The sequence below is a fragment of the Pseudomonas sp. GV047 genome (assembly GCF_003058245.1).
Lineage (GTDB): Bacteria > Pseudomonadota > Gammaproteobacteria > Pseudomonadales > Pseudomonadaceae > Aquipseudomonas > Aquipseudomonas marginalis.
On sequence record NZ_QCWA01000010.1, the window covers coordinates 16,526 to 41,204 of the forward strand.

Sequence of the window (24,679 nt, forward strand, 5' to 3'; positions counted from 1 at the left end):
CAAAAAAGGGGAAGTAATTGGGTCCATTTCTCAATATGCATCTCGATCTGTTTGTTGGCTTGAGATAGCTCAACCGCTCTTGAAATGTCGCAATCTTTCATTGAGAGACGGCACGAGAAACAGCGAAGGCGCTTACTTCGGCTTCGGGTTGGTCATCCAGTGTACGGAGGCGCACTGAATACCAGCCACGGCCACCCAGGTCCGCGTCAGAAATCGCCATTCGCGATTGCTCGCACATCCGGTATGAATGGGGGCAAAACTGGGGGCATAATTGGAGTTTGTCAGGCTGTAACTACCATTCTAGAGCCAAGTCAAAATGTTTTTTTGGGGACCCTGAGAGTCTTTAGGCGTCGTCGAGCAGGCTGTTCGGCTGATCATTTTTGCCTTTCCACAAACCACGAAGTTCCATTCACTTCCAGTGGATCGCTACATTGGGGGCACATTTGAGGGCATGCTTTGGATTGATCTGAAACGGATGCCCCCAGCCTGAGGCCTTCGCGAAAATCAGTCACAGCTGCTCTATCTATCCTTAGAGAGCTATCCAGACTCCTGCCCTGCTGCGCGAGCTAGGTAAACCCGTTTGGTGGCCGAAGAAGGCAAAGGATGGGTGTTCGTCTCACGGTATATCTGGGTCGCCCGATCAACCCTACTTCCATGCTCAACGCTTTTCAGCGTATCTGGCCAGAGTACGACATCACACTCCACGGATTTCGCGCTACGCTCCGGACCATTGCCCATGAGCATTTGGCTATTAATCCCATCGTGCTCGAACCGTCATTATCCAACCGGATGCCGGGTGCGTTAGGAGGTGTATACGCGCGCGCCCATCTGCTAGTACAACGCCGGAACCCGGCTCAACAATGGGCCGACTATTTAGATCTGTTGCGGCAAAACGCTGCGCGAATAACCACAGATTGACGATACAGCGAATGTAAATCAGGGGATTGGAGCGGGAATAGGAATGTTAGGGATTTCAAATTCAGTCAGATGTGTGATTGCACCACCATCACGCTCATCAATTATAGTTATCTTAGTAAATCATTGGGACTCGACTACCCGTTGGTGTCTCATGCGACAACTTTTGTTGCATGATCGCTGGAGTTTCACTTGATTGCCTTTTTTTCTCGCCTCAAATCCCCCCTTTGTTTTTTCGCCCTCAAACTGTTGCTGATCGGCTTCACCCTGTCCATGCTCTGGTTGGATATCGCAGTCTTCCATACGCAAATTCTGGAAATTTCATTTACCGAGATATCCCAAGAGCTGATGCTTTTTGCCTGCGCACTGTTGTTCTGGTGTGCGCCAAAGGACGACGGGCAATCGGGCTTCAACGGCCTGGCGGCGGGATTTTTCGGATGTTTGCTCATGCGCGAACTCGACGGCCTGTTTGACCCCATCAGCCATAGCGCCTGGTGCTGGCCGTTCCTGGCCATAGCCGCGGTTGCGCTGTTCAACGGATTTCGAAGAAGGAATCGAACGCTGACACGCGCGCACCTTGAGGCGTTTTTCAGATCACCTATTTTCGCCACCCTGTCGACGGGTTTTGCAATTTTGCTGTTTTCCCGAGTGTTTGGCATGGGCAGCCTGTGGCACCAGATTCTCGGTCCTGGTTACGCGCGATTGGCCAAGACCACGGTGGAAGAAGGCGTTGAGTTACTGGCCTACAGCATGTGGTTTGCCGCGAGCATCGAGCACTTCCTGCGCTCCCGGAAGGCGCAGTTGCTGAATGCAAACACACGATTTCCTCGTGCCTTAACCCCAGATGACGCATTGCTCGGACGTCAGGCCGCATGAGGAATCTGCGAAGTAACCGCAGATAACCCGCTGTATAAACACTGACAGTTTCTATAAGCTCTTCATACCTATTCCCATCGATCCGGAGCGGCACCACAGCGATGACAGCGAAGAAACCCGCCAAGCCTGCGTCTGCCAAAACCCGCAGCCGATCTTCGATTGGTGCGGTACGCAGCCCACAAAGCACCGAGGCGATTCTCGAAGCGGCGGCTGCCATTCTTGAAGAGCAAGGGTATCGGGCATTCACCATGGACGCCCTGGTCGAGCGCGCCGGCTCAAGCAAGCCAACCATCTACCGCTGGTGGCGGAGTAAAGGCGCATTGCTTAGAGACGTTTACGAGCGGGCAGCGCTGACATTCGTGACCACTCCCGACACGGGTAACCTCGAACAAGACCTGATTGTGCACTTGCGCTCGCTGTGGAGCTGGTGGCGGTCATCCAGCGCCGGGGAAACCTTGCGCAGTTTCTTCATTGAAATCCAACTGGACTCAAAAGCTATTGCGGAGTTTCGCGACGAGTTTCTACCGCGCCGGGAACGCACGTTACGGCGTATTTTCGCGCGTGCCGTCAGCTCAGGTGAAATTGTCGACGGCCCTGGCGTAGAGGTGGCTGTCTCCATGCTCACCGGCATGTCCTGGCTGCACCTGATCACTGCGAACCTGGACAACCTGGATGACATCGACCATTCAGTAGCGGTGCTGGTCCAAGGCTTGAGAGCTCGATAGCCCAGGGGCCTGGCCCCTTTTTTTACACCTAACGACACTGACAGTTTTTATAGAGTAATCGTTGCCAACCAATCGTATTTGTTGCGTACCAGAGAACACTTTTGATGAAGAGCCGAACTAGCCAAGCCTCAGTGCCCAAGCATTCCAGACATGCATTCGCCATCCAGGCATCCATGGCGCTGTCGCTCCTGCTGGGCGGGTGCTCCTACAGTGACTTGAAGCCACAGTCGCACCTGCAGCCGGCTGGACATGCGAGTGACACCCTCGCCCAGAGTGGAATCACGCTTTCGCCAGCCGCGTGGCCAGCCGAAACCTGGTGGACAAGTTTCAACGACAAGCAGCTCGACAGCCTGGTGGATGAAGCTCTCGCCCAAAGCCCAACGTTACGCTCGGCTGCCGCCCGAGTGCGTCAGGCTGGAGCACTGGAAGCCATCGAAGGTGCTTCTTTGCTCCCGCGCGTGGACGCAGCCGCCAGCACCACCCGCGAACGATTCAGCGCGAACGGTACAACCCCCGCGCCGGTAAAAGGCACCTGGCAAAATGTTGATCAGGCAACGCTTAACGTCGGTTACGAATTGGATTTCTGGGGCAAGAACCGCGCAGCCGTCGAGGCCGCCGTGGGACGCCGACATGCCGTAGAGGTCGACAGCCGCGCGGCGGCGTTGATGTTGTCAGCGTCCGTCGTGCAAACCTACATCGCGCTACAGGACACCTATGAGCAGTTGGATGTCGCGCAAGCGCTGCTGGACCAGCAAGTCCATATCGAAAAGCTCACGCAACAACGCTTCAGCGCCGAATTGGGCACCCAGATCGATATCAAGCAATCACAAGCATCGCTGCCGGCGAGCCGCGCCAATATTGCCGCCCTCAAGGAAATGATCGAGCTGAACCAAAACAAGCTCGCTTCATTATTGGGCCAGGGGCCTGACCGTGGTCGCTCCATCGGTCGACCACACCTTAGGGCCAGTAGTGGCGTGGTTCTACCGAGCAATATTCCCGCCGAACTGGTGGGCCACCGTCCGGATGTGGTCGCCCAACGGTGGCGCGTCGAAGCGTCCGGGCATGAGATAGAAGTGGCCAAGGCGCGCTTCTATCCCAATGTAAACCTGACAGCATTTGTCGGGCTGCAAAGCCTAGCGTTCGATACGTTCAATGACCATAGCAGCCGAATCCTGGGTTTCTCCCCTGCGATCAGCCTGCCGATTTTTGAAGGAGGCCGTTTACGCGGCAATCTGGATGCACAAGACGCCGCGTACGATCTCGCGGTTGAAAATTATAACCAGACTGTCGTCGACGCACTGCGCGATATCGCCGATCAACTGTCCTCACTGCGCTGGCTGAAAGAGCGCATGGCTCAACAGAGGGAAGCCGTCGAGACGGCACAGGCCGCCTCCGACCTGGTCAACCTGCGCTACGGCGCGGGACTGGCTACGTACCTGCAGGTGCTGTCCACGCAGAACGCGACACTCATCCAGAAACGCCAACTAGTCACGCTGCAATCTCGCGCACTGTCGCTGCAGGCCAATTTGAGCCGAGCGCTTGGCGGCGGTTACCGCCCCGAGTTCTCCGCGAACGCTCCCACCCTCCCTACCGTAGTTGATCAATCATGAGCACTCCAACGCCCTCCTCCGCCGATACCGCCAACACCAAACCGTCCTACCGCGCGCAGTGGCTGCTGATCATGGGTATCGCGCTACTCCTGCTGGTACTGGCCGGCTGGTACTTCTTTGGGCTGGGTAACGAGGCCACCGACGACGCCTACGTCGATGGCAACATTGTTCAGGTCACGTCCCAAGTTAGCGGCACCGTTACGGTGATCAGCGGCGACAACACCGACCATATCGATGCTCATGCACCGTTGGTCACGCTTAATCCCGTAGATGCCGAGATCCAGTATCAGCGTGCCCAGTCCAATCTGGCCCGCGCCGTACGCCAAGCGCGCACTCAGTATTACCAGGTGCAGCAGCTGCAAGCGGAACTCAGCCAACGCCAAAACGACGTGCGCAAGGCCCAGGACGATGTGCGCCGGCGTAGCCAACTGGCCGCCAGTGGCGCGGTGTCCCGGGAAGAAATCAGCCATGCCGAGGAAGTCCTCAAAAACGCCCTGGCCGGCCTTGAGGGTACCCGACATGCCTTGGCGGTGCGCCTGGCCATGGTCGATAACACCACGCTGCGCACCCATCCGGATGTCCTGGTAGCGGCCGCCAACTTGCGCGATGCCTATATCGCTCTGCACCGCACGCAGATCTACTCGCCCGTCAGCGGCTTGATCACCAAGCGCAATGTGCAAGTGGGTCAACGGATCAATCAAGGCGTGGCGCTGATGTCGGTGGTACCGATTGACCAAGTGTGGGTGAACGCCAATTTCAAGGAGTCGCAAATCGAGGATTTGCGCATCGGCCAACCGGCGGTACTACGCGCCGACGCATACGGACGCAAAGTGATTTTTCACGGCACGATCGTGGGGCTGGATGCGGGTACCGGCAGCGCGTTTTCCTTGATGCCCGCGCAAAACGCCACGGGCAACTGGATCAAAGTCACCCAGCGCGTACCGGTGCGGATTGCGTTGAAACCTGAGGAAATTGCCGTTAACCCACTGCGCTTGGGCCTGTCCATGCGCGTGTCGGTTGACACCACTGACACCAGTGGCCAGGTACTCAACAACAAGTCACCGTTACAACCGGCCTACAGCACCAACGTTTTTGAAAACGAGCTCAAGGACGCCAATGATGTGGTGGAGCGCGTGATCAGTGCCAACGAAGACCGTGGGCAAATCGCTCAGCGTTTGAAGCCTTGACGGGAGGCCTGCATGTACCGGAAAAACGCTGCGCTTCTGATCACTGTGGGTTTGCTGTGCGCACTTGAGTATCTGCAAGCCGGCATGATCGCCTTTGCCTCCGCCCCGATTCGTGGCGAGATCGACGCCAGCCCTGAGGAATTCACCTTGGTGGCGGCGCTCTATGCGTGTATCGCCGTAGTGGTCATTTCCAAACAACGCTGGCTGGTTGAACGACTCGGCTGGCGAAACTTCATGCTGGGCTCCATCGGTATTTACGTGGTGGGAGCGCTGGTTTGCGGCGTCAGCGGGAGCTTGACCACCTTTACCGTTGGCCGCGTAATCATGGCGCTGGGTGGCGCATCCTTCATGACCTCGGCTCGCCTGATGGTCAACTTGCTACCCGCGGGGCCAGGGCGTTTTGTGGGGGTCAAGGTGTTTGCCACGGGGCTTGCCTGCGGCACGGCGGCAGCGCCTTTCCTCTCTTCGCTGGTCGTAGTTGAAGACACTTGGCACGCAATCTTCTGGCTGATGATTGCGGGGGCAGCGGTAGCAGGCGTGCTGTGCACACGTTTCTTGCCCACGACACCGATTCATGAGGATGAGCGCTCGCCGTCCAGCCCAGGCAATATTTTACTGTTAGCCGTCAGTACCTTCTTCCTCCTGTATGTGCTGCAGCGTTCCTACTATGACTTCTACAACGAGTCGATCATTCTTGTGGCGTTCGCGCTGCTGGCCGCACTCGGCGTGTATATTTTCTTCCATGCCGAACACGCCAAAGACGCGCCCTTCCTCAAGGTTAAAGACTTGATGAAGTCGCGCTATATCCTCGGCGTAGGGCTGTTCTGCTTCACGTACATCGTGCTTGGCAGCAACAATTATATCCTGCCGTATTTCCTGCAGACCGGCCTTGGCTACTCATGGGATACCATCGGCACGTTCCAGGCATATGGGCTTGGCGGCGCACTACTGACCTGGTTCGCAATGGCCCTGATCATCCCCAAGTACCCAGGACCCAAGAAATTCTTCATGATTGGCTTTGCCGCGCTGATCAGTTTTGGCCTGCTATTGGCCTCGCTAACTCTAGACGCCAATATGTGGACCAACATCCTGCCCGCACTGGTGCTCAACGGCTGCTTTGTCATGCTGGTTCTCGCCACCGCTGCCATGCAGACATTTCGCGATGTCACCCATCACGACACGTTGTTCGCTCACGCCTACCAGATCAAAAGTATGCTCGGGCAAATCGCCATGGCTATCGGCACCACCGTCGCGACCTTGTTCCTGCAGTGGCGTACCACGCTGCAATACAGCAACCTCAATGGGCACTTCAGCACAGGTGACGCGCTGTACCAGGAAAGCACCCAGCGTCTGGCCCAGGCTCTCACGCCGTCAGTAGGGGCAGGCCCGGCCAATCAGATGTCAGTAGCAACACTTGCCCAGGAACTGCATCAGCAGGCAACGCTGGTGGCCAGCATGGAATACTTCTGGGCGATCATTGTGGTTGCAAGCCTCGCACTTGTGGTTTCGACGCTGCAGAAAACCTTCAAGTGAAGTCGCGGAGCGGGTTGAGTTGACCGGCCAACCACGATTTGCATTACAGGCGCCACCGGTCAAGCGGTAGGGATCAAATGCAAACAGCGTCATGGGCTTGCAGTGCTGACTCATGCGCAGCGAGGGTCACAGGTATCCGACAACGCAAGACATCCAGCCAGGATTTCATCTTCGCATCCAGGTAATGGCGTGAAGGATACAGGGCATAAAGGTGTTGTTCTTCCAGCCGGTGACCCGGCAGCAACCGAACAAGCGAACCGCTCAGCAATCCTTCGATTGCCATGTAGACCGGGAGCACCCCAACGCCCATACCGGCGAAGATTGCCCTCTTCATTGCCTCAATCGAGTTGGCCTGAAATGCAGGATTTTCGATCTGTATGGCCTGCTGGCCCTTGTGGTCTTCGAATAACCACCTATCAGAAGGCAGCACGGGGCTGACGTGGCGTAAACACGTATGGGCTGTCAGGTCCGAAGGCTGTTTGATGTCTTTGTTGGCGCGTACATATCCTGGCGACGCGCAAACAATGCTGTAGGTCGTCCCCAGTCGCTGGGAAACCATACCTGAATCCGGCAGCTTGCTGGCCAGCACCATGGACACGTCATAGCCCTGCTCCAGCAGATCAGGCATGCGATTATCCAGCGTCAGTTCGACTTCAACATTCGGGCTTTCGGTACGGTATCCCGTGAGGGCATCCATGACGAAATGCATACCGACACCTATCATCGCGTGAATCCTGAGCTTGCCTGCGGCGTTGGCCTGCGTGCCTCTGGCGTCGAGTTCTGCAGCCTCTATCGCCGCCATGATGTGCTCGCAGCGAAGCAAGAACCGTTCACCCGTGGGCGTCAATGTGATACGGCGAGTAGAGCGGTCTAGTAAACGTTTTTGCAGATTGCGCTCCAGCTCGGAAACATTGCGAGAAATACTGGCAGTCGCCGTTCCAAGTTCATTTGCAGCGAGAGTAAAACTGCCCAGCCTTGCGACGTACATGAAGCTTCGCATGTTGTTCAACGTGGCCATGTATTTTCCCGTGAAGTGAGTGCCATACGCTAAGGAGAACGGGGAACAAGAATGCTTGGGTACCCGTCGATTGAGCCGACCCTTTTTGTCTTGAAGTTAATCCGATAGCAAAAGAGTGGACTCACAAAAAATCGTTTTCAGAGGCGGGTTCATAAAGGTGAATGGCTCGATTGAGCCATCTCACTTCATCACCTGCTGATTTCTGAAGTGCAGCCTCCCAGGCAGCCGACACCGACTGGGCGGCGCGTTGGTAAATGGCCTCCCCTGCTGGCAAAAGCTTTATCGTTATGAACCTACGGTCACAGCCCTCGCGGGCCCTGATAATCAGGCCCAGCGTTTCGAGCTTGTCGAGGATGTGGGTCAAGCCCGCTGGCGTAAGATTGATCGCCCGACTGCATTGCGCAGGGGAGCAGGCCCGACCTGAGACGAGGGTTTCCAGTAATCGAAATTGCCCTACACTCAAATCAAAACCTTCCAACCCTTCGTGCGTGCACCGCTGCAGCAATCCATAAGCGTCGTTGATAAGGTGATTGACTCTAAAGTATGAAACGTTCATCAAAGCCTCTGCGCCTACGGTGATGTAATTTCTCAGCGCCCAGACAAGGCACGCCGCTGGGCACTCACAAGTCTGGAGCGCCTGCCAACAAACGGCTGGGCAGTATTGGCAGTGACGGCCGAGAACCCTAATTGTGAGTGTCGATAACGGCTATTTAAGTTAAAAATGTCGCTGCCCTGCTTTTCAGGAAGGCACGTTCACAGAAAGAGGGACGCGTTACCGATGAATCGAAACGAACTGCGCAAGGCCGATATCAATTTGATGGTGGTGTTTGAAACGCTCATGCTTGAGCGCAATGTGACACGTGCGGCCGAAAAACTGTTTCTCGGGCAGCCCACGATCAGCTCCGCATTGAATCGCCTGCGAGCACTTTTCAATGACCCGTTATTCATCCGCGTCGGTCATCGTATGGAGCCCACAGCGCGCGCCAACGAAATTATTGTTCATCTGTCCCCGGCCCTGGACGCTATGTCAACAGCGTTGAGCCTGACCCGGGATTTCGACCCAGCCAGCAGCACTATGACGTTCCGTATCGGGCTGTCCGATGACGTTGAGTACGGGTTGCTACCAAGCTTTCTGGCAGCACTTCGTGTGGAAGCGCCCAACGTGGTGATCGTGATCAAGCAGGCCAACTACTGGAATATTTCTGAACTGCTGATAGCCGGCGACATAACCGTAGGCGTCTGCCTGACAAAAGAGTTGCCAGCCAACGCCAAGCGAAAACTGTTGCGTACCATGAAGCCCATGGTGGTGCGAGCGGATGCGCCAGGCACACCGCTGACGCTGGAGGAGTACTGCGCCCGTCCACATGTTGTGGTGTCGCACGTAGCCAACATCTCCAGCTTTGCCGATGAGTGGCTCGCGGCAATAGGCCAAAAACGCCGTGCAGTGCTTTCCGTCCCCCAGTACACAACGCTGCCGGCGATCATGGCCGGCACCGACTTGCTGTGTAACCTGCCCGATTATTTGAGCGGTGCGCTGAGCCAGTCAGGGCTGCTCCAAGGAGAGCCCCTGCCCTTCATTACACCCGAACTGGAACTGGATATGGTCTGGCTGAGCGTGATGGACTCAGACCCCGCCGAGCGATGGCTACGCAAGAAGCTGGAGCAGTACATGAGTGACAGGAGCAGTGCCTGATACTTGGCGCGACTGATTTTTTTGCCCTAGATCGCTGGCGATTTAACGCTTCGATGCGGGCAACATGCCCTTGAGTATCTCGTCTTTGTCGACAAAGTGATGCTTGAGCGCTATCAGCACATGCCCACCAACCAGCGCTGCACAGAACCAGGCAGTCCATGTGTGGATCAGCTTGGCCAAGTCATAGAGGTCAGGATTGGGCGCAACTAACGGCGGCAACACAAACAGGCCAGCAACCAGAATGGCCTTGTCCGCCACCGAACTCCAATACCAGCCAGACACCGGCAGCGCCATCAAAGCCACCGCATACAAAAGCACATGCCCCAGCACAGCGCCGCGCTGCATCAGCGGGCTCATGCTGGCAGGCAACGCGGGTGGGCGCTTGATCAAGCGCCAGAACACTCGCAGCACAATCAGAAAGAGCAAGGTGCTCGCCGCAGCCTTGTGTAGAAATGTCAGTTCATGGTGAGGGTTGAGCTCCTCACGCCAATGGCTGGCGAGAATGCCAACGCACCAGCTTCCGAGCCAAATCAAGGCCATCCCCCAGTGCAGCCACTTGGCTGTGCCGGTGTAACCGTCGGTTTTTGCTACCGTCATCGTTTCATCCCTACTCTCTAAATGCCTGATGCAATCCACGCAGTACGCACGCGATGCGATCCTATAGAGCTTTTCAGCAGGGATAAACGCCGAGAAAATCGCCGCTGCGTAGAAAAAATCTCTACTTATCGCTAAAGAGGAATGGTCAGCTTGACCCAGTACGCCTCCCCTTCAGGACGGTTGCGTACCTCGCTTTCCTTTTGCCATTTGGCTGTCACAAACCAGCCGGAGTTACTTGCGAACTTGATTGACGGGCCAATGGCAAACGCGCGCCCGCGATTGTCCTCAATGCGTTCGCCGTCTTGATGGTCGTCGGTGGTCTGTCGATACATATAGCCTCCGACACCCACCACCCAACCATTCCCCAAGCCCCAACCCAGTGAATAGTCAGCGTGCAGTTCCTGTCCCGAGCGATAGTCAGTGGCGCGGTTGCGCAGGTTGAAGTCGTACATCACTTTGATGTCGGCATTTACCCCGGCGGGATCGACGTACGAGAAGGCAGCAATCGGCTCGAATGCCCAGTAATTGCGGCCAATATTTGCCAGATCGCCGCGGTCATAACGGCCGGTGGGGGCGAAGATATCCAGCGCGTAGATTGCATGGAATTTATCACTGTAGTGATAACCGAGCGCGGGACCAAAGATGATATCGCCCATGCCTGTTTTCTTCTGGTGCTGGCCGTTCACGTCCACGCGCAGGTCGACCAGGGGGACGTTGAGGTGGAATGCCAAGTCGCCGTCGAGGACCTTTTGTTCGGTCACCCAGATCAGCCTGGGAGCAATCACATCGGCGCTCAGGTGAAAATCATCAAGCGCCGACTTGCCCCGATTATCCAAGAGCCGATCAGCGCGATAACTCTCTGCAAAAACCTGCGTGTAGAACCCCGGAGGCGGCATGGCCCCGGTCATGTAGTTTTCGGCGCCCATTGGGTAGGAGGAACCACCCCCCTCAGTAGCCTGGGCGGCAGGCAGACAAAATGCCAGCGCGCAGCCCGCCGTCAATGCAGGCATTTTGGACAGGACAGTCACAGAGGCAACGGTTTTTTTATTATTCATTATGGCAACCATAGGTGCGTTGAGAATTCGCAGGCAGCACCGGGCGCGACACCCGGAGTGCCGTGTTCTGTTCAGGCGTAGTAAACGCCGGCTCCGTGGAGCCGGCATCTAAGCGTTATCGTTAGAACGGATAAGGCTGGTCGGAAGGCTCGACCGTGACCCATTTCACTTCGGTGAATTCTTCAATGACTGCGCTACCGTCAAAACGGCCATAGCCACTGTTCTTCATGCCACCGTAAGGAGCCTGGGGTTCGTTTTGCACGGTGGCTCCGTTGATATGCACGCAACCGGCGTCCAGGCGGCTGGCTAGGTCGAGGGCGAGGCTGACGTTACGGCTGAAAATCGCCGAGGAAAGGCCGAACGCCGTGTCATTGGCGACTTCCAGCGCCTGCTCGGCACCTTTCACACGCACGACCGTGGTCACGGGGCCGAAGGTTTCCTCATCGTAGATTTCCATGGCCGACGTCACACGATCGACCAAGGTTGGCGCCATCTGCGCCTGCTCCGCCAGCCCACCGGCGACAATCCCGGCGCCTTTGCCAATGGCATCATCGAGCAACTGATTAATGCGTTGGACCGAACCGTGGGCGATCATCGGGCCTATCACACTGGCAGGATTGGTCACGGGACTGCCCTGCTCCAGACCACGAATGCGTTCTGCGAACTTGGCGACGAAGGTGTCGGCAACCGCTTCATCGACCACAAACCGCTCGGTCGACATGCAAATTTGCCCTTGGTACAGGAAAGCCCCGAATACGGCAGCATTAACCGCACCATCCAGGTCGGCATCCTCCAGCACAATAAATGGCGCCTTGCCGCCGAGTTCCAGCAAGCAACGCTTGAGGTGTTTGGCGCAGGTCTGGGCAATCATTCGGCCGACGTTGGTCGAGCCGGTGAAATTCACCCGCCGTACCGTATCGTGGGCAATCAACACTTCGGTGACGGCGCCGGCATCTTCGGGGGCAGAAATGATGAAGTTCACCACGCCCGCCGGAAACCCTGCGTCATAGAAGGCTTGGGCCAGCAGTTCATGGGTACGCGGGCTGTTCTCCGAACCTTTGAAGATCACCGTGTTGCCGCAGGCCAATGGGTAAGCAATGGAACGCGTGCCCAGGATCACCGGACCGTTCCACGGCGCGATACTCAACACCGTGCCGGCGGGCTGGCGCAAGGTCACGGACAAAGTGCCCGGTTTATCGGTCGCTAATGTTTCGCCTTTGATTTGCGTCGTCAACGCAGCGGCTTCGCGCAACAGGTTGGCAGACGCGCCCACATTGAATTGTGACCACAAACGTGAGGCACCGATTTCTTCGGCCATGACGGTGCAAAAAAGCTCCATCTTGCCTTCCAGCGCATCCGCCGCGGCCAACAGCAGCCGGCGACGCTCGGTTGGGCCGACCTTCGACCACGTCTTGAACGCTTGCTGGGAAGACGCCGCAACGCGCCGCGCATCGTCTACGCTGCAAGCGGCACCCGTGGTGACGACCTTGCCGCTGACCGGGTCGATACGCTGGTAGGTCTTACCGTTAGACGCCGCTTGCGCGACGTTGTCGATTACGAGTTGAACATTCATCAAGAGGTCCTTTGGGTGAGCCTTAGGAATTACGCCAGATCGGCAGCTGCCGGCATGCGCAGAATCGGTTTGATGGTGATGCCGCTTTCGCTGTCGGCCATGGCTTCGTTGACCTGGTCAAAGGTGTAAAACCGGCACAGTTTGTCGAACGGGAAGCGGCCTTGCAGATGCAGGTCGACCAGCGTGGGAATAAACGCGTTGGCGACCACGTCGCCCTGGACAATGCCCATGATTCGCTTGCCGGGAATCATCACGTCATTGATGTTGAACGCCACTTCCGTGCCCATCTTTGTCGCCCCTACGATTCCGCAGGTGCCCAGCGTGGTGAGCGCGTCGATGGCCTGGCGCAACACGTCTGCACGACCGGAGCATTCGAGGCTGTAGTTCACCCCGCCGCCGGTGATTTCACGAATGCGCTGAACCGGGTCTTCTTCACGGCTGTTGATCACATGAGTCGCGCCCACTTCAAGGGCAAGGCTCAAGCGACTAGGGGTTACATCGACGGCAATAATCGTAGTAGCACCTGCAACTTTGGCTGCCATTACCGCCGCCAGGCCTACCGCGCCTGCGCCAAACGCAGCAAAGCTGGCGCCCGCCTCGACCTTCAGCGCCTTGAGCACCGAACCCGCCCCCGTCTGAATGCCGCACCCCAGCGGGCCCAACAATTCCAACGGCGCCTTTTTCGACACTTTCACTACGCTGCGCTCGCTGGCAATCACATAGGTTGAGAACGACGACTGGCCAAAGAAGTGGTCGTGTATCGGCGCGGCGTTGTCGCAACTGCAGGTCGAGGTACTGCCATCCAGCCGCCCGCCGCCAAAGTTCAGCGGGTGCATATGGGAACAATGCGCGGGGTGCCCGGTTTCGCAAGGCAGGCACAAGCCACACGACATGTAGGTCATGACCACATGATCACCCGGTGCGATGGTGGTAACCGCTGCCCCTACCGATTCAACAATCCCGGAACCCTCGTGGCCCAACACGATCGGCAACGGCGTCGGAAACAGTTGGTCACGCACGACCATGTCAGTGTGGCAAACCCCTGTCGCGACGATACGTACGCGCACTTCATCGGCGCGCGGTATCCCCAGCTCTGCACGTTCAAGCTGGAGTTTGCTTCCGGCCTCACGCAGTACGGCAACTTTAATTTCAATGGGTGCAAGATTGCTTTGGGACATCTACTTATCCTCTTTAATCGTTCAGGTTTGACTGTTTTGACCTACGCGGTTTGCAGTGCACGCGGGCGATTGCTGCGCTGTTGCGCTTCCAGGCTGGTTGCCGGGCGCAACTGAAAATCAAAAGTCATTTGTGCATAACGCCCTGGCACATCATGGGTAGCAGCCAGCGCCTGGTCATCGATGAACTGAACCTCGCCGATCAATCCATCGCGCGTGGCGTAGGCAAAGTCATCCCAAAGGTACTTGTCGTTGGACAGGTTGATTTGGGTAGTGAGGTGCTCATAACCGGGAGCGGACAGGAAGAAGTGGATATGCGCAGGACGCTGGCCATGGCGCCCCAGATGATTGAGACATTCCTGAGTGGGGCCTTGAGGGTTACAGCCGTAGCCCGAAGGCACGATGCTCCTGACCCGATAGCGTCCATCAGTATCGGTCACGATGCGCCGGCGCAGGTTGAACTCGGACTGGCTTTTATCGAAGTGCGAGTAGTTGCCTTTGCTGTCCGCTTGCCACAAATCGACTAGAGCCCCAGCGATAGGCTGGCCTTGCAGATCCAGGATTCGGCCCTCAACGAAAAACGGGATGGCAATCCCGTCTTCCGAGCCGTCGTCCATCCGCGCAAAACCCTCGCGAAGAGGCGCACCCGCGACATACAGGGGCCCTTCTATCGTGCGTGGCGTGCCACCGGTGCGCCCGGCCTCAGCTTGCTTGGCATCGTTGAGCAGATCGAGAAAATGCTCCACGCCCAGGCCAGCCACAAGCAACCCCGCCTCATTACTCTTGCCGAGTCGGTTGATGTACTCGACCCCCGCCCAGAATTCATCATCAGTGATCTCAAGCTCTTCAATAAGCCTGGCGGTCTCTTGCAGGATACGCAGCACAATGTGCTTGTTGCGTGGGTTGCCAGCAGCGTTTTTCAGCCCGGCTGCATCGCGGAAAAATTCAAGCATGTCGGGGGTATGGGAAATGCGGACGGTCATGGTCGTTTCACCTATTTATTGTTGTGGTCAGGCGCACCAGCGGTTCGGTGCTGGCGCCGAATGCATGCACTTCAAACAGCCTCTGCCCAACCGAGCCGCGTGCGAGCCTGTACAAGGTCCGACTGCATATCGTGATTCCACAACCAATCGAAACGGCTGGCCAACGTGGTCGACAACAGCGACTCCTGGCCCTCGACTTGAGGGTCTCGAAATTCGTAAAGTTCGCCGGCTTCCCAGGACGTGCGTTGCACACGGCAGGCGCGCGGTCGACGAATTTCGTCATATACCTGCAAAACGTTTTGGGCGTTGCTCTCAAGTACTCGCGGGTCGCCCAACAGGCGCGCAAGCAGCCAGGCATCTTCGAGCCCTTGGCCAGCCCCGGCGCCTTGATGGGGCAGCATGGCGTGGGCAGCGTCACCGATCAGCCCGACACGGCCGTGGGTGTAGCCTGCAAGCTCATCAAGTTCGTGCAGCGCCCATAACGTCGGCGCAGGGATGCACTCAAGCAATACCCGTACGGCATCGCCCCAGTGCGCGAAGGCCTCCAGCATGTGCGCCTGGCTGGTGCTTTTGACCCAGGGAGTGTCCTGCGGCCACACCGGGTTGGGCTCGGAGCGATCAGACACGAAGGCAACCACATTGATCAGCCGACCTTGCTTGACCGGGAACGTGAGGATATGGGCGTCGAGCCCCAGGTACATTTGCGGGACATTGATCAGGTGCTCATCCACGCCGGCCGCGCGATAGGCCTGGCGCAGCTGCTCGCTATCAATCATGCCGCGGTAGGCGCAGGTGCCACTGAATCGAGGTGCGACCAAAGGCAGGCCCAGCCCTTGAAGCACATAGTCGCGCAGGGATGACTTGATACCGTCGGCTGCGATCAGCAGGTCACATTCGTAATCAGTACCGTCGGTGAATTGGACGCTGACCCTGTCCCCTGTCTCATGCACGCTGACCGCGCGCTTATCGAAGCGGGCAATTCCGTCCGGAAGTTGCTGGGCCAGTGCATCGAGGAAATCGGCGCGGTGCACGGAGGACTGGCCCACGCCATCAGCAATGCTGGCACCCAGGTAGCCGGCATCCACGCCGCGGCGCCATTCAAACCAAATGTCTTGCCAGGGTTGTGGGGTGCGGTCAGCAATACGCTCGTAGGGCGTGCCGATGCCCAGGCCTTCTATGGCACGCACTGCGTTTGCACCGAACGAAACACCGGCGCCGACTTCACCGAAGGCAGGTGCGGCTTCAAATAACGTCACGTCCAGATGCGGATGACGGCAGAGATCAAGTGCCAAGGCCACGCCAGCGATACCACCGCCGACGATGCCCACTTGCAAGACAGAATGAGGGCTAGTCATGGGAAAACCTTATGTTTGTTTTTGGAATAGCCCGATCATGACTATTCACAAACCATTGATAAATGCCCTGTCCTCCATACAAACTATCACCAGTGTGAATATAAAAATGACTTCACCCGCACATGTGTCCAAGAGAATCCACGATGAATCTGCGCGAGCTGGACCTGAATCTTTTGGTGATCTTCAACCAATTGTTGGTAGACCGAAGTGTTTCTGTGTCGGCTGAAAGCCTTGGCCTGACTCAACCGGCCGTCAGCAATGCGTTGAAGCGTCTGCGCATCACGTTCAACGACGAACTGTTCGTGCGAACCCCGAACGGCATGCAGCCAACCCCATTCGCAGTGCAACTGGCAGAACCGGTATCCCAAGCGATCGGCCTGTTGCACGGTGCGATAAACCGCCACGACGAATTCGATCCAGCGACTAGCCGAAAACGCTTTGTGGTGGCGATGACCGACATCGGGGAGATTTATTTCGTGCCGCGCCTGATCGACGCGCTGCTGAAACTGGCCCCTGGCATTTCGGTGAGTACGCTGCGAAGCAATGCCCAGCTATCCGAAAGCCTGGCCAGTGGCGAGGTGGATCTGGCCGTGGGGCTGCTGCCAGACCTGCAAGCGGGCTTTTATCAGCGGCGTTTGTTCCACCATCGCTATGTGTGCCTTTGCAGAAAAGATCATCCATTGACCCAACAGCCCATGACCCGTGAGGGTTTCTGTGAGTTTGGGCACGTCAGGATCGTTGCGGCCAGCACCGGGCATGGCGAAATCGACACGCATATGCAGCGTGCGGGTCTGCAACGTGAGATTCGCTTGGAAGTACCGCACTTTGTAGCGGTCGGGCATATCCTGCAAAGCACCGACTTGATCGCGACCGTTCCCGAGCGGTTCGCCAACAGCTGCGCGCAGCCGTTCGGGCTTACCAGCCTGCCGGTCCCGTTGCCCTTGCCCGAGATTGCCATCAACTTGTTCTGGCACGGCAAATACAACCGGGACCCCGCCAATAAATGGTTCCGACAACTGATGTTCGACCTATTCAGCGATTGACTGCGCCTGCTGCCCTCACTGCCAATGCGCGCACAGCTTGACCAACTCGTCGACTACATAACGAACCTTGGGGCGCAGGTGCGACACTTTGGGCCACACCGCATGTACATCCACCGCTTCAGGCTCATAGGCTTGCAACACCTCGACCAGCCTGCCCGCCTCGATATCATCCTGGAACAGGCTACGCGGCATTTGGCATAGGCCCGTACCCGCCACGGCGGCCAGAATCATGGCTTCGCCATCGCCGATCTGATGGGTTGAGGGGGGCGCGTAACGCACGGTTTTACCCGCTTGCATTACTCGCCATGAAAGCGGCTGGCCGCGCCGATGGCCGACGATGCAGCGATGCTGGGTCAGCTCTTCCAGGGTTTGCGGGGTGCCGAAGCGCGCAAGGTAGTCAGGTGACGCACAAACGGCCCAGCGTTGACGGGTCAATCGCCGTGCGACCAGCCCGCTGGTGTCCTGCAACTCGCCGAAGCGCACCAACAAATCGATACCCTCTTCAAACGGGTCCACTAAGTGATCGGAAAAAGTCAGGCTCAATTGAAGCGCCGGGTATTTGTTGGCGATCTCAAACAACAGTGGCGCGACGACCCGGCGTCCGAACGCCACAGGAATATCAACCCGCAAGCGGCCCGAGGGTTCACCACCACCCGGGCCCAATCCGCTTTCGGCTGTACCAATTTCTTCCAGCGCCGTGGAGCAGGCTGCGAAATAGGCCTCGCCATCGGCGGTAAGGGAAATCCTGCGGGTGGTGCGATGGAACAACTGTGTGCCCAAGCGCTCCTCCAGACGCGCGATAGCCTTGCCCACGGCAGACTTGGACAACCCCAAGCGCTCGGCTGCCTGGGTAAAGCTGGAGGAGCGCGCCGCCACAACGAAGGTGATCACGCCCTGGAAGGAATCGATAGGAACCATGCTGCACCCACTATTGTAGAGTTTTAATCTACCCAGATTATAGTTGCAGGCCGTTTATCGCCACTTCATTCAACAGTACGATGGATTCCAGTCAGACAACGGTGCACTTCGCGCACCTCTCCCAGATCAATGTCCCAGAAGGAATACATCATGCCCGTCGTACGTGTGAGCTGGTTCGAAGGTAAAGAACACGCGCAGAAAGCTGCTGTTGCAGCTGATATCACCGAAAGCATCGTTAAACACACCGGCACCGATGCCAATTACATCTACGTGATTTTCGAAGACGTAGCCGCATCGGATTGGGCCGGCGCCGGCAAGCTATTCGGGGAAGCCCCCGAAAAATCCTGACGCCCCTGACCTGCACCGCATGCACCGGCTGATCCAGCGATGCTGCCGTGCAGGTATTCGTCGTACACCTGCCGGAGACCACCCCCATGCATCCCCATATTTCCTGCCTGTTCTCCCTTGCGGTCAAACCCGCAGAGTTCGCTGAATTCAAGGCACTGATCGCCACCATCGTTGCCGCCACTCGCGCTGAGCCGGGCACACTGGTTTACGAATACAGCGTCAATGAAAACAACAACACCGTGCACATCCTTGAGCGTTATAACGTCGATGCCGTGGTCAGCCATGTCGACACCACATTCGCGCCGTTCGGCCAACGTTTCCTGGAGCTGTGCACCATCAAGAGCCTGGTGGTCTACGGCACCCCCGACGCTGAAATCCGCAAGCGCCTGGACCCGTTCGGCGCCGTTTACATGACGCCATTCGACGGCTTCAGCCGCTGAGTTCAAACAAATCGCAGGCTCAAGAGTGACAACCGGGTCCTGCGCACCCCTATCCCGCACAGAGATCACCATGTCCGCTATCGCTGAAGTTATTAAGTCCCGCATCTCCGCCAACAGCTACGACACTGAACGCTCATTGACGGACGCCCAGATTGCCGAGCTGGTTAACCTGGCCACCCACGCACCCTCCGCCTTCAACCTGCAAAACTGGAAATTCCTGGCCGTGCGCAGCACCGAAGCCAAGGCGCGCTTGTTGCCATTGGCATTCGGCCAGCAAAAAGTCATGGATGCCGCCGTGACGTTTATTGTCTGCGGCACCCTGAACCCGCATGTAACCCTGCCGGCTGCATTGAAACCGACCCTGGATGCCGGAATCATCGACCAGTCGATCTACGACATGTGGGTGGGCGCGGCTCAAGGCATGTACCAGGAAAACGCTCAATTGCAGCGCGACGAAGCCATTCGCTCTGGCTCCCTCGCCGCGATGACCTTGATGTTGGCCGCCAAGGGCCAGGGTCTGGTATCGACGCCGATGATCGGGTTCGATCAGGGTGCAGTGGCCAGGGAGTTTGGCCTGTCGGATGAAGAAGTGCCGGTGATGTTGATCACGGTTGGCTACCCGGGCGCGGCCAACTGGCCACAAAAGCCGCGTAAAGCCGTGAACGACGTATTGCAGTTTGTATGATCTGCCGCCGCGCATGTCCGGTTTATCCGGGCATGCGCAGCCTATGCATCTACTTCAGCCCTTGATCCAACTTCCGTCCTTTTGTGCGTCAATCGTGATATCGAACGTTTGGATATAGCCTGACAACATCCGATAGTAGCCAATCACGATAATTGCATCGCTTAACTCCTGGAGAGAAAAGTGCTCCAAGGCGTGCTTGAACAGAACGCCCGGTGCTTTACCTTTCGCAAGAATAGCGTGACCAAACCGCAGCAGCACTCGCTCGTCGTCTTTAAAAGCATTGATATCCTCCAGGCTACCCTCTGCGATGGCAATAAACTGGTCCTGGCGAACACCCGCAACTTGAGCGATGGAGACATGCTGCTCCCACTCATAGGCTACGTTTTCGTGTGCAGCCGTGAGTAAAACCATCAGCTCCTTGTGATAGTCGGAAATCGTCAGATCCTTGAATATCGCATTGGTCAAATCGATGATCGGATTGAATGCGCCCGGGCTATGACCGAGCATCCGGAAAAAGTTGACCTTCGTTGGCAGCCTCTCAAACTTTTCCTGCACATGGGTGGGTAACTGTGTGAAGTCCGGGTAGTCAATGTCGACCTTGGAGCTGACTTTGTCATTCGAGCCGGTAAGCTGTGCCATAAAAATTCCTTTGAGTTGAGGCCAGTAAGTCAGAGATAGCGGGGATGTCAGCCGTTTACGGGTGACCTGGTCGCCTGGTTCACCCAGTGATTCACGGCGATGCAAGCGGTCAGAACGACCGCAGACACGATCATTGCCGTCGATAACCCTGCGGAAAACGCAGCGGGCTCGGTGCTAGTGATCATCGCCCCAAACACGGCAACGCCGATGACACCGCCCAACTGTCTGGCCGACGCCATCAACCCCGAGGCAATACCGGCGTCATGCGAAGACACCGACGACAGCATCGAATTGGTGATCGAGGGCACGGATGACGCGCTGCCAATACCTACGACCATCAAGGCAATATTCAGGTACCACAGCGATGTCTCAGGCGTGACGCGGGCCAACGCCACGAAGCCGACTGCCTGGATCAGGAAACCGATGGTAATGATGCGTTGCGCGCTCACATACCTGGCGATCCGAGACGAGATCATCGTGGAGAGGGTCAGCACTGCCGTCAGCGGTATGAACGCCAGCCCCGTCCTGAACGCGTCGTAATGCAAGAACGACTGAAAGTAGATGCTGAATACGAAAACGGTGCCATAGAAGGTGAAATTGATGGCAGCGCCGGCCAATGCAGTAGTTGCCAACGTTGTGTTCCGGGCCAGTCGGCCTGGAAGCATGGGATCTGATGCACGTCTTTCAATCAAAACGAACGCCACCGCGCAGAACACGGCCATTGCCAGAATTGAAAACGTTTCAGTCCCCCAACCCTTGGAACTTGATTCAGTCAGTGCATAGGTCAGAGACGCCAGGCAAATCCCGATGCTGACTTGCCCTGGAATGTCTACTTTCTTATCGAACCGAGGAGAGGATGGTGCATATCGGATGATCAAACCGATGGCAACCAAGCCGAGGGGGACGTTAAGCAAAAACACACTTGGCCAGCCCAGCGATTCGATCAGCAGACCTCCCACTATAGGCCCCGCGGCCAAAGCGATGCCTCCACAGGCACCCCACGCCGCCACGGCGGAACGCCTTTTAGCAGGGTCCTCAAATGCCAGTTGTATCAATGTGAGTGAGGTGGGTACCAGGAAAGCGGCCCCCACGCCTTGGATAATGCGCATACCTATCAGCATGCCCATGCTGTCGGACAGGGCGCAGCCTACGGATGCGACAGTGAAGACCGCAAAGCCTGACGCGAATACAGTTTTGGCACCGAACTTGTCACCGCCTGCGCCTCCCAAAATCAGCAGCGCCGAGAATGCAAGCGCATAACTGTTGATCACCCATTGCAGGCCTGTAAGGTCTGTATCGAATGCGATTTTTAATGCTCCCAAACCAACGTTAACCACGCTAACGTCAAGTTGGACGACTAGAAAACCAAGACAGGCCGCGATCTGGATCGCTACTAAGGATGTAGTTTTGGAGGATGCGTTGGACATGATTGGCGGTCGCTGTGAGTTGATGGGCAAACGGTAGCGCTTGACTTGCCATGCGTAAATACTAGTATTAGCACACATTCAATGCATAAAAGCATGGCTCATGGACTGGGAAGATCTGCGTTTCTTTTTGGCAATTGCCACGGCCGGCAGCCTCTCGGGGGCTGCACGTACACTTAATGTGAATCAAGCCACAGTGAGTCGCCGGCTAGCGGCTTTAGAAGCCCAACTCAATGTGCGTCTGGTAGACCGGCTCTCTCGCGAGTCGCGCCTCACAGAAATAGGTCAGCAGATACTGCAGGACGTATTGGACATTGAAGCCAAGGCATTCGCGGTCGAACGCAAGTGCTCGTCATCCAAGTCGGCTGTGCGGACCAACGTCACCATCACTGCACCACCTGTCCTGGCAAGGCATTTGCTCACACCTAACCTGGCTGAGCTCTGCGCGAAGTCTCCACAGGTGCAGCTATCTATTCTTAGCGAACCGCACTTCGTATCTCTGGCCCGCCTCGAAGCTGACCTGGCATTGCGTCTTTCGCCACCTGTAGAAGATACCGACATCACCAGAAAGGTCGGGCTGATGCAGTTTGCGCTGTACGCGGCGGCTGGTTACGCCAATGCGCTGGATGAGGATAAATGGGAATTCGTTGGCTACACCGATCGGCAAGGTGACTTTGCCCATAAGCGTTGGCTTTACGAATTGATCGGTCCGAGACGCGTTGTCTGCGAGGTCACAGATTTAAGCCACCAATACGAGGCCGCGTGCACCGGCATCGGCGTTGCAGGATTACCGTGCTTTATCGGTGACAATGACGATCGTCTGGTCAGGCTACAGAGCCAGCGATCAATGCTTGAACTCGACATTTGGGTCGCCATGCACCCGGACCGCCGTAATGACCAGGTGGTGCGCAACACCGCAGAGCTGATCGTGCAATTACTCGAGCCTATTGGCTTGGGCATGTCGTTGAAGGGTTGAGCCACAGCGGCTCGACATGGGCGGGCACTTTCGAATCCATACGTGTCCCGCCAGCCCTTAAGCCCTGTCAGACGATATCGTCCACCACACCACCGTCGACTCTTAACGAAGCGCCGGTGGTGGCCGATGCCTGCGTAGAGCAGACATAGACAATCATGTTGGCCACTTCCTCAACGCTGGCGGCGCGTTGGATGATCGAGCTTGGGCGATGCGCCATGACAAAATCGGCGACCACCGTTTCAAGGGATTTTCCGGTGCGCTCGACTTCGTCCTTCATCATGTCGGCGACACCATCAGACAACGTAGGCCCTGGCAGCACGCTATTGACGGTCACACCACTGCCGGCGACCCGTTTGGCCAACCCACGGGCCAGTGCCAATTGGGCGGTCTTGGAAACGCCGTAGTGAATCATGTCCGCAGGAATGTTTCGCGCAGACTCGGAGGCAACGAACACCACCCGCCCCCACCCGCGATCAACCATGGCTGGCAGCAGCGCGCGGCTCAAGCGCACGCCTGACATCACGTTGGTGTGCCAGTAGTTGTCCCATACGTCATCGCCGGCTTCGAAGAAATCCAGCGGTTCATAAATGCCGGCGTTGTTTACCAAAATGTCGATATCACTGATGCCGGCCAACAGGGTTGCCACCCCTGGCGCGGTGCTTAGGTCTGCCGCCACACCACTGATACTGGCCCCCGGCACTTCTGCCAGCAGGCGGGCAACCGCTGCATTCACTGAGCCTTCACTGCGACCATTGACGACGACGGCGGCGCCTGCCTCGGCAAGCCCCTTGGCCACCGCAAAACCGATGCCGCCAGTCGAAGCGGTAACCAGTGCGCGTTTCGTCTTCAGTTGGATATTCATCATTTCTCCATCAAGAATGTACGGGCCTTATGCCCGCCATCAGTTCCTACCGTTATGTAGAAAACAAAGCGGCCACTGTATGGCTTAGCCGCTCCTGGATAAATGTCAATTCCGGTTGGTGATCTACAACAGCCTGTTTCAAAAGGACTCAGGTTCTACGGAGTCAGCACCGAAGTTCTGCGTGGCGAAGTCAAGAAAACTGCGCAGCTTGGGGGTGAGCCGGCGGTCGGGGGCATACAGCACGTGCAAAGGGCGACTGGGTGGCGGGTAATCCGGCAGTAATGTGACGAGCGCCCCAGCAAGAAGCGATTTTCGCACCAGTTCCACCGGCTGGAGCAGTATTCCCAGCCCCGCCAGGGCGGCGCACAGCAGCGGTTCGCCGTGATCGGCCATGAACCGGCTGCCGACGGGAACAACGACGGTTCCTTCAGGCCCATTGAACGTCCAATGCGTGCGCAACTCAGTGTGGGAAAACCCCAGGCACTCATGATTCTGCAGGTCCCACGGCGTCTCTATCGGGGGCTTGCCTTCAAGGTAAGACGGCGCAGCACACAACACTAGCCTGTAGGGCGCCAATGCCTTGGCAACCAAGCCACTGTCGGCCAATACCCCGACTCTGAACACCACATCAAAGCCCTCATCGATCAGATCCACAGCACTGTTGGCCAGGCTCAGCTCTACGCTCACCTGAGGATTGGCCTCCATATAGGCTGGCAGGCAGGGCGAAAGCGACTGCATACCAAAACTGACGGGCGCGTTGATACGCAGTCGTCCGCTTGGCGCCGCCTGGGTATGCGCTGCCAGGTTCTCGGCGGTTTCTACTTCGGCCAGGATGAATTTGGAACGCTCGTAAAACTCGCGGCCGAAGTCGGTGAGGCTTTGCCTGCGCGTAGTACGGTTGAGCAAGCGCACACCGAGGTGCTGCTCAAGATGATGCACGTGCTTGCCGATCAATTGCGCCGACATCTGCAACGCATCACCCGCGGCACTGAATGACCCCATTTCAACGGCTTTGACAAATGCCGCCATACTGCTCAGACGATCCATTA

Annotated in this window: 25 protein-coding genes; 12 read left to right on the top strand and 13 right to left on the bottom strand. The window is 57.1% G+C overall.

Annotated features, from left to right (window positions below):
• The first annotated feature begins 603 nt into the window (after window positions 1-603).
• The 6 genes from C8K58_RS23100 to C8K58_RS23125 all read left to right on the top strand — a co-directional run bounded on the left by C8K58_RS23100 (window position 604) and on the right by C8K58_RS23125 (window position 6,846).
• Window positions 604-918: a hypothetical protein gene (locus C8K58_RS23100; RefSeq protein WP_371921657.1), complete on the top strand. Its 315-nt coding sequence runs from the start codon at window positions 604-606 to the stop codon at window positions 916-918.
• A 189-nt stretch (window positions 919-1,107) separates the two neighbouring features.
• Entirely contained in the window at window positions 1,108-1,791 is a 684-nt protein-coding gene (locus C8K58_RS23105; RefSeq protein WP_108574378.1) for a hypothetical protein, read from the top strand.
• A 101-nt stretch (window positions 1,792-1,892) separates the two neighbouring features.
• Window positions 1,893-2,516, top strand: coding sequence for a TetR/AcrR family transcriptional regulator (locus C8K58_RS23110; protein WP_108574379.1), 624 nt, complete (start codon window positions 1,893-1,895; stop codon window positions 2,514-2,516).
• Between the two features lie 104 nt (window positions 2,517-2,620).
• A complete protein-coding gene (locus C8K58_RS23115; RefSeq protein ID WP_108574380.1) occupies window positions 2,621-4,126 on the top strand; it encodes an efflux transporter outer membrane subunit in 1,506 nt (501 codons plus the stop codon).
• A complete protein-coding gene (locus tag C8K58_RS23120) occupies window positions 4,123-5,313 on the top strand; it encodes an efflux RND transporter periplasmic adaptor subunit (protein ID WP_108574381.1) in 1,191 nt (396 codons plus the stop codon). The genes C8K58_RS23115 and C8K58_RS23120 overlap by 4 nt, the downstream gene beginning before the upstream one ends.
• Before the next feature lie 12 nt (window positions 5,314-5,325).
• Entirely contained in the window at window positions 5,326-6,846 is a 1,521-nt protein-coding gene (locus C8K58_RS23125) for an MFS transporter (RefSeq protein WP_108574382.1), read from the top strand.
• A 73-nt stretch (window positions 6,847-6,919) separates the two neighbouring features.
• Here C8K58_RS23125 and C8K58_RS23130 read toward each other — a convergent pair whose 3' ends face one another.
• Window positions 6,920-7,864, bottom strand: coding sequence for a LysR family transcriptional regulator (locus C8K58_RS23130; RefSeq protein WP_108574383.1), 945 nt, complete (start codon window positions 7,862-7,864; stop codon window positions 6,920-6,922).
• A 121-nt stretch (window positions 7,865-7,985) separates the two neighbouring features.
• A complete protein-coding gene (locus C8K58_RS23135) occupies window positions 7,986-8,420 on the bottom strand; it encodes a MarR family winged helix-turn-helix transcriptional regulator (protein WP_108574384.1) in 435 nt (144 codons plus the stop codon).
• Window positions 8,421-8,642: 222 nt separating this feature from the next.
• Between C8K58_RS23135 and C8K58_RS23140 the strand changes: the two genes are divergently transcribed.
• The gene (locus C8K58_RS23140; RefSeq protein WP_108574385.1) at window positions 8,643-9,557 is read left to right on the top strand and encodes a LysR substrate-binding domain-containing protein; all 915 of its coding nucleotides are present in this window, start codon (window positions 8,643-8,645) and stop codon (window positions 9,555-9,557) included.
• A gap of 42 nt (window positions 9,558-9,599) precedes the next feature.
• On the opposite strand, the gene C8K58_RS23145 is transcribed toward C8K58_RS23140, so the two are convergent.
• From C8K58_RS23145 to salA, 6 genes are all read right to left on the bottom strand, one after another.
• Entirely contained in the window at window positions 9,600-10,154 is a 555-nt protein-coding gene (locus tag C8K58_RS23145; RefSeq protein WP_108574386.1) for a cytochrome b, read from the bottom strand.
• A gap of 131 nt (window positions 10,155-10,285) precedes the next feature.
• Window positions 10,286-11,209: a transporter gene (locus C8K58_RS23150; protein WP_108574387.1), complete on the bottom strand. Its 924-nt coding sequence runs from the start codon at window positions 11,207-11,209 to the stop codon at window positions 10,286-10,288.
• 121 nt (window positions 11,210-11,330) lie between these two features.
• Window positions 11,331-12,782 (bottom strand): aldehyde dehydrogenase, encoded by a 1,452-nt coding sequence (locus tag C8K58_RS23155; protein ID WP_108574388.1) that lies wholly within the window; start codon window positions 12,780-12,782, stop codon window positions 11,331-11,333.
• Window positions 12,783-12,811: 29 nt separating this feature from the next.
• Window positions 12,812-13,960, bottom strand: a complete 1,149-nt coding sequence (locus C8K58_RS23160; protein WP_108574389.1) for an NAD(P)-dependent alcohol dehydrogenase — start codon at window positions 13,958-13,960, stop codon at window positions 12,812-12,814.
• A gap of 41 nt (window positions 13,961-14,001) precedes the next feature.
• Window positions 14,002-14,940, bottom strand: coding sequence for a catechol 1,2-dioxygenase (gene catA / locus C8K58_RS23165; RefSeq protein WP_108574390.1), 939 nt, complete (start codon window positions 14,938-14,940; stop codon window positions 14,002-14,004).
• Between the two features lie 71 nt (window positions 14,941-15,011).
• On the bottom strand, window positions 15,012-16,295 hold the full coding sequence (gene salA / locus C8K58_RS23170) for a salicylate 1-monooxygenase (protein WP_108574391.1): 1,284 nt from the start codon (window positions 16,293-16,295) through the stop codon (window positions 15,012-15,014).
• A gap of 143 nt (window positions 16,296-16,438) precedes the next feature.
• On the opposite strand from salA, the gene C8K58_RS23175 reads away from it, so the two are divergent.
• Window positions 16,439-17,338, top strand: coding sequence for a LysR family transcriptional regulator (locus C8K58_RS23175; RefSeq protein WP_108574392.1), 900 nt, complete (start codon window positions 16,439-16,441; stop codon window positions 17,336-17,338).
• Window positions 17,339-17,353: 15 nt separating this feature from the next.
• On the opposite strand, the gene C8K58_RS23180 is transcribed toward C8K58_RS23175, so the two are convergent.
• The gene (locus C8K58_RS23180) at window positions 17,354-18,256 is read right to left on the bottom strand and encodes a LysR family transcriptional regulator (protein WP_108574393.1); all 903 of its coding nucleotides are present in this window, start codon (window positions 18,254-18,256) and stop codon (window positions 17,354-17,356) included.
• Window positions 18,257-18,406: 150 nt separating this feature from the next.
• Here C8K58_RS23180 and C8K58_RS23185 point away from each other — a divergent pair, with 150 nt between their 5' ends.
• The 3 genes from C8K58_RS23185 (at window position 18,407) to C8K58_RS23195 (ending at window position 19,729) form a co-directional block, all read left to right on the top strand.
• Complete coding sequence (locus C8K58_RS23185; protein WP_003445639.1) at window positions 18,407-18,604, top strand: 4-oxalocrotonate tautomerase family protein; 198 nt, start codon at window positions 18,407-18,409, stop codon at window positions 18,602-18,604.
• An 86-nt stretch (window positions 18,605-18,690) separates the two neighbouring features.
• Window positions 18,691-19,044 (top strand): putative quinol monooxygenase, encoded by a 354-nt coding sequence (locus C8K58_RS23190; protein ID WP_108574395.1) that lies wholly within the window; start codon window positions 18,691-18,693, stop codon window positions 19,042-19,044.
• A 70-nt stretch (window positions 19,045-19,114) separates the two neighbouring features.
• Complete coding sequence (locus tag C8K58_RS23195) at window positions 19,115-19,729, top strand: nitroreductase family protein (protein WP_108574396.1); 615 nt, start codon at window positions 19,115-19,117, stop codon at window positions 19,727-19,729.
• A gap of 54 nt (window positions 19,730-19,783) precedes the next feature.
• Here C8K58_RS23195 and C8K58_RS23200 read toward each other — a convergent pair whose 3' ends face one another.
• The gene (locus C8K58_RS23200) at window positions 19,784-20,368 is read right to left on the bottom strand and encodes a carboxymuconolactone decarboxylase family protein (RefSeq protein ID WP_108574397.1); all 585 of its coding nucleotides are present in this window, start codon (window positions 20,366-20,368) and stop codon (window positions 19,784-19,786) included.
• Window positions 20,369-20,415: 47 nt separating this feature from the next.
• Window positions 20,416-21,795 carry an MFS transporter gene (locus tag C8K58_RS23205; protein ID WP_108574490.1) on the bottom strand — a complete coding sequence of 460 codons (1,380 nt, stop codon included), beginning with the start codon at window positions 21,793-21,795 and terminating at the stop codon, window positions 20,416-20,418.
• 100 nt (window positions 21,796-21,895) lie between these two features.
• Here C8K58_RS23205 and C8K58_RS23210 point away from each other — a divergent pair, with 100 nt between their 5' ends.
• Window positions 21,896-22,768, top strand: coding sequence for a LysR family transcriptional regulator (locus C8K58_RS23210; protein ID WP_108574398.1), 873 nt, complete (start codon window positions 21,896-21,898; stop codon window positions 22,766-22,768).
• A 67-nt stretch (window positions 22,769-22,835) separates the two neighbouring features.
• Here the strand turns inward: C8K58_RS23210 and C8K58_RS23215 are convergent, their stop codons facing one another.
• Both C8K58_RS23215 and C8K58_RS23220 read right to left on the bottom strand, forming a co-directional pair.
• Window positions 22,836-23,630 carry an SDR family NAD(P)-dependent oxidoreductase gene (locus C8K58_RS23215; protein ID WP_108574399.1) on the bottom strand — a complete coding sequence of 265 codons (795 nt, stop codon included), beginning with the start codon at window positions 23,628-23,630 and terminating at the stop codon, window positions 22,836-22,838.
• Between the two features lie 138 nt (window positions 23,631-23,768).
• On the bottom strand, window positions 23,769-24,677 hold the full coding sequence (locus tag C8K58_RS23220) for a LysR family transcriptional regulator (RefSeq protein WP_108574400.1): 909 nt from the start codon (window positions 24,675-24,677) through the stop codon (window positions 23,769-23,771).
• Window positions 24,678-24,679 lie beyond the last annotated feature (2 nt).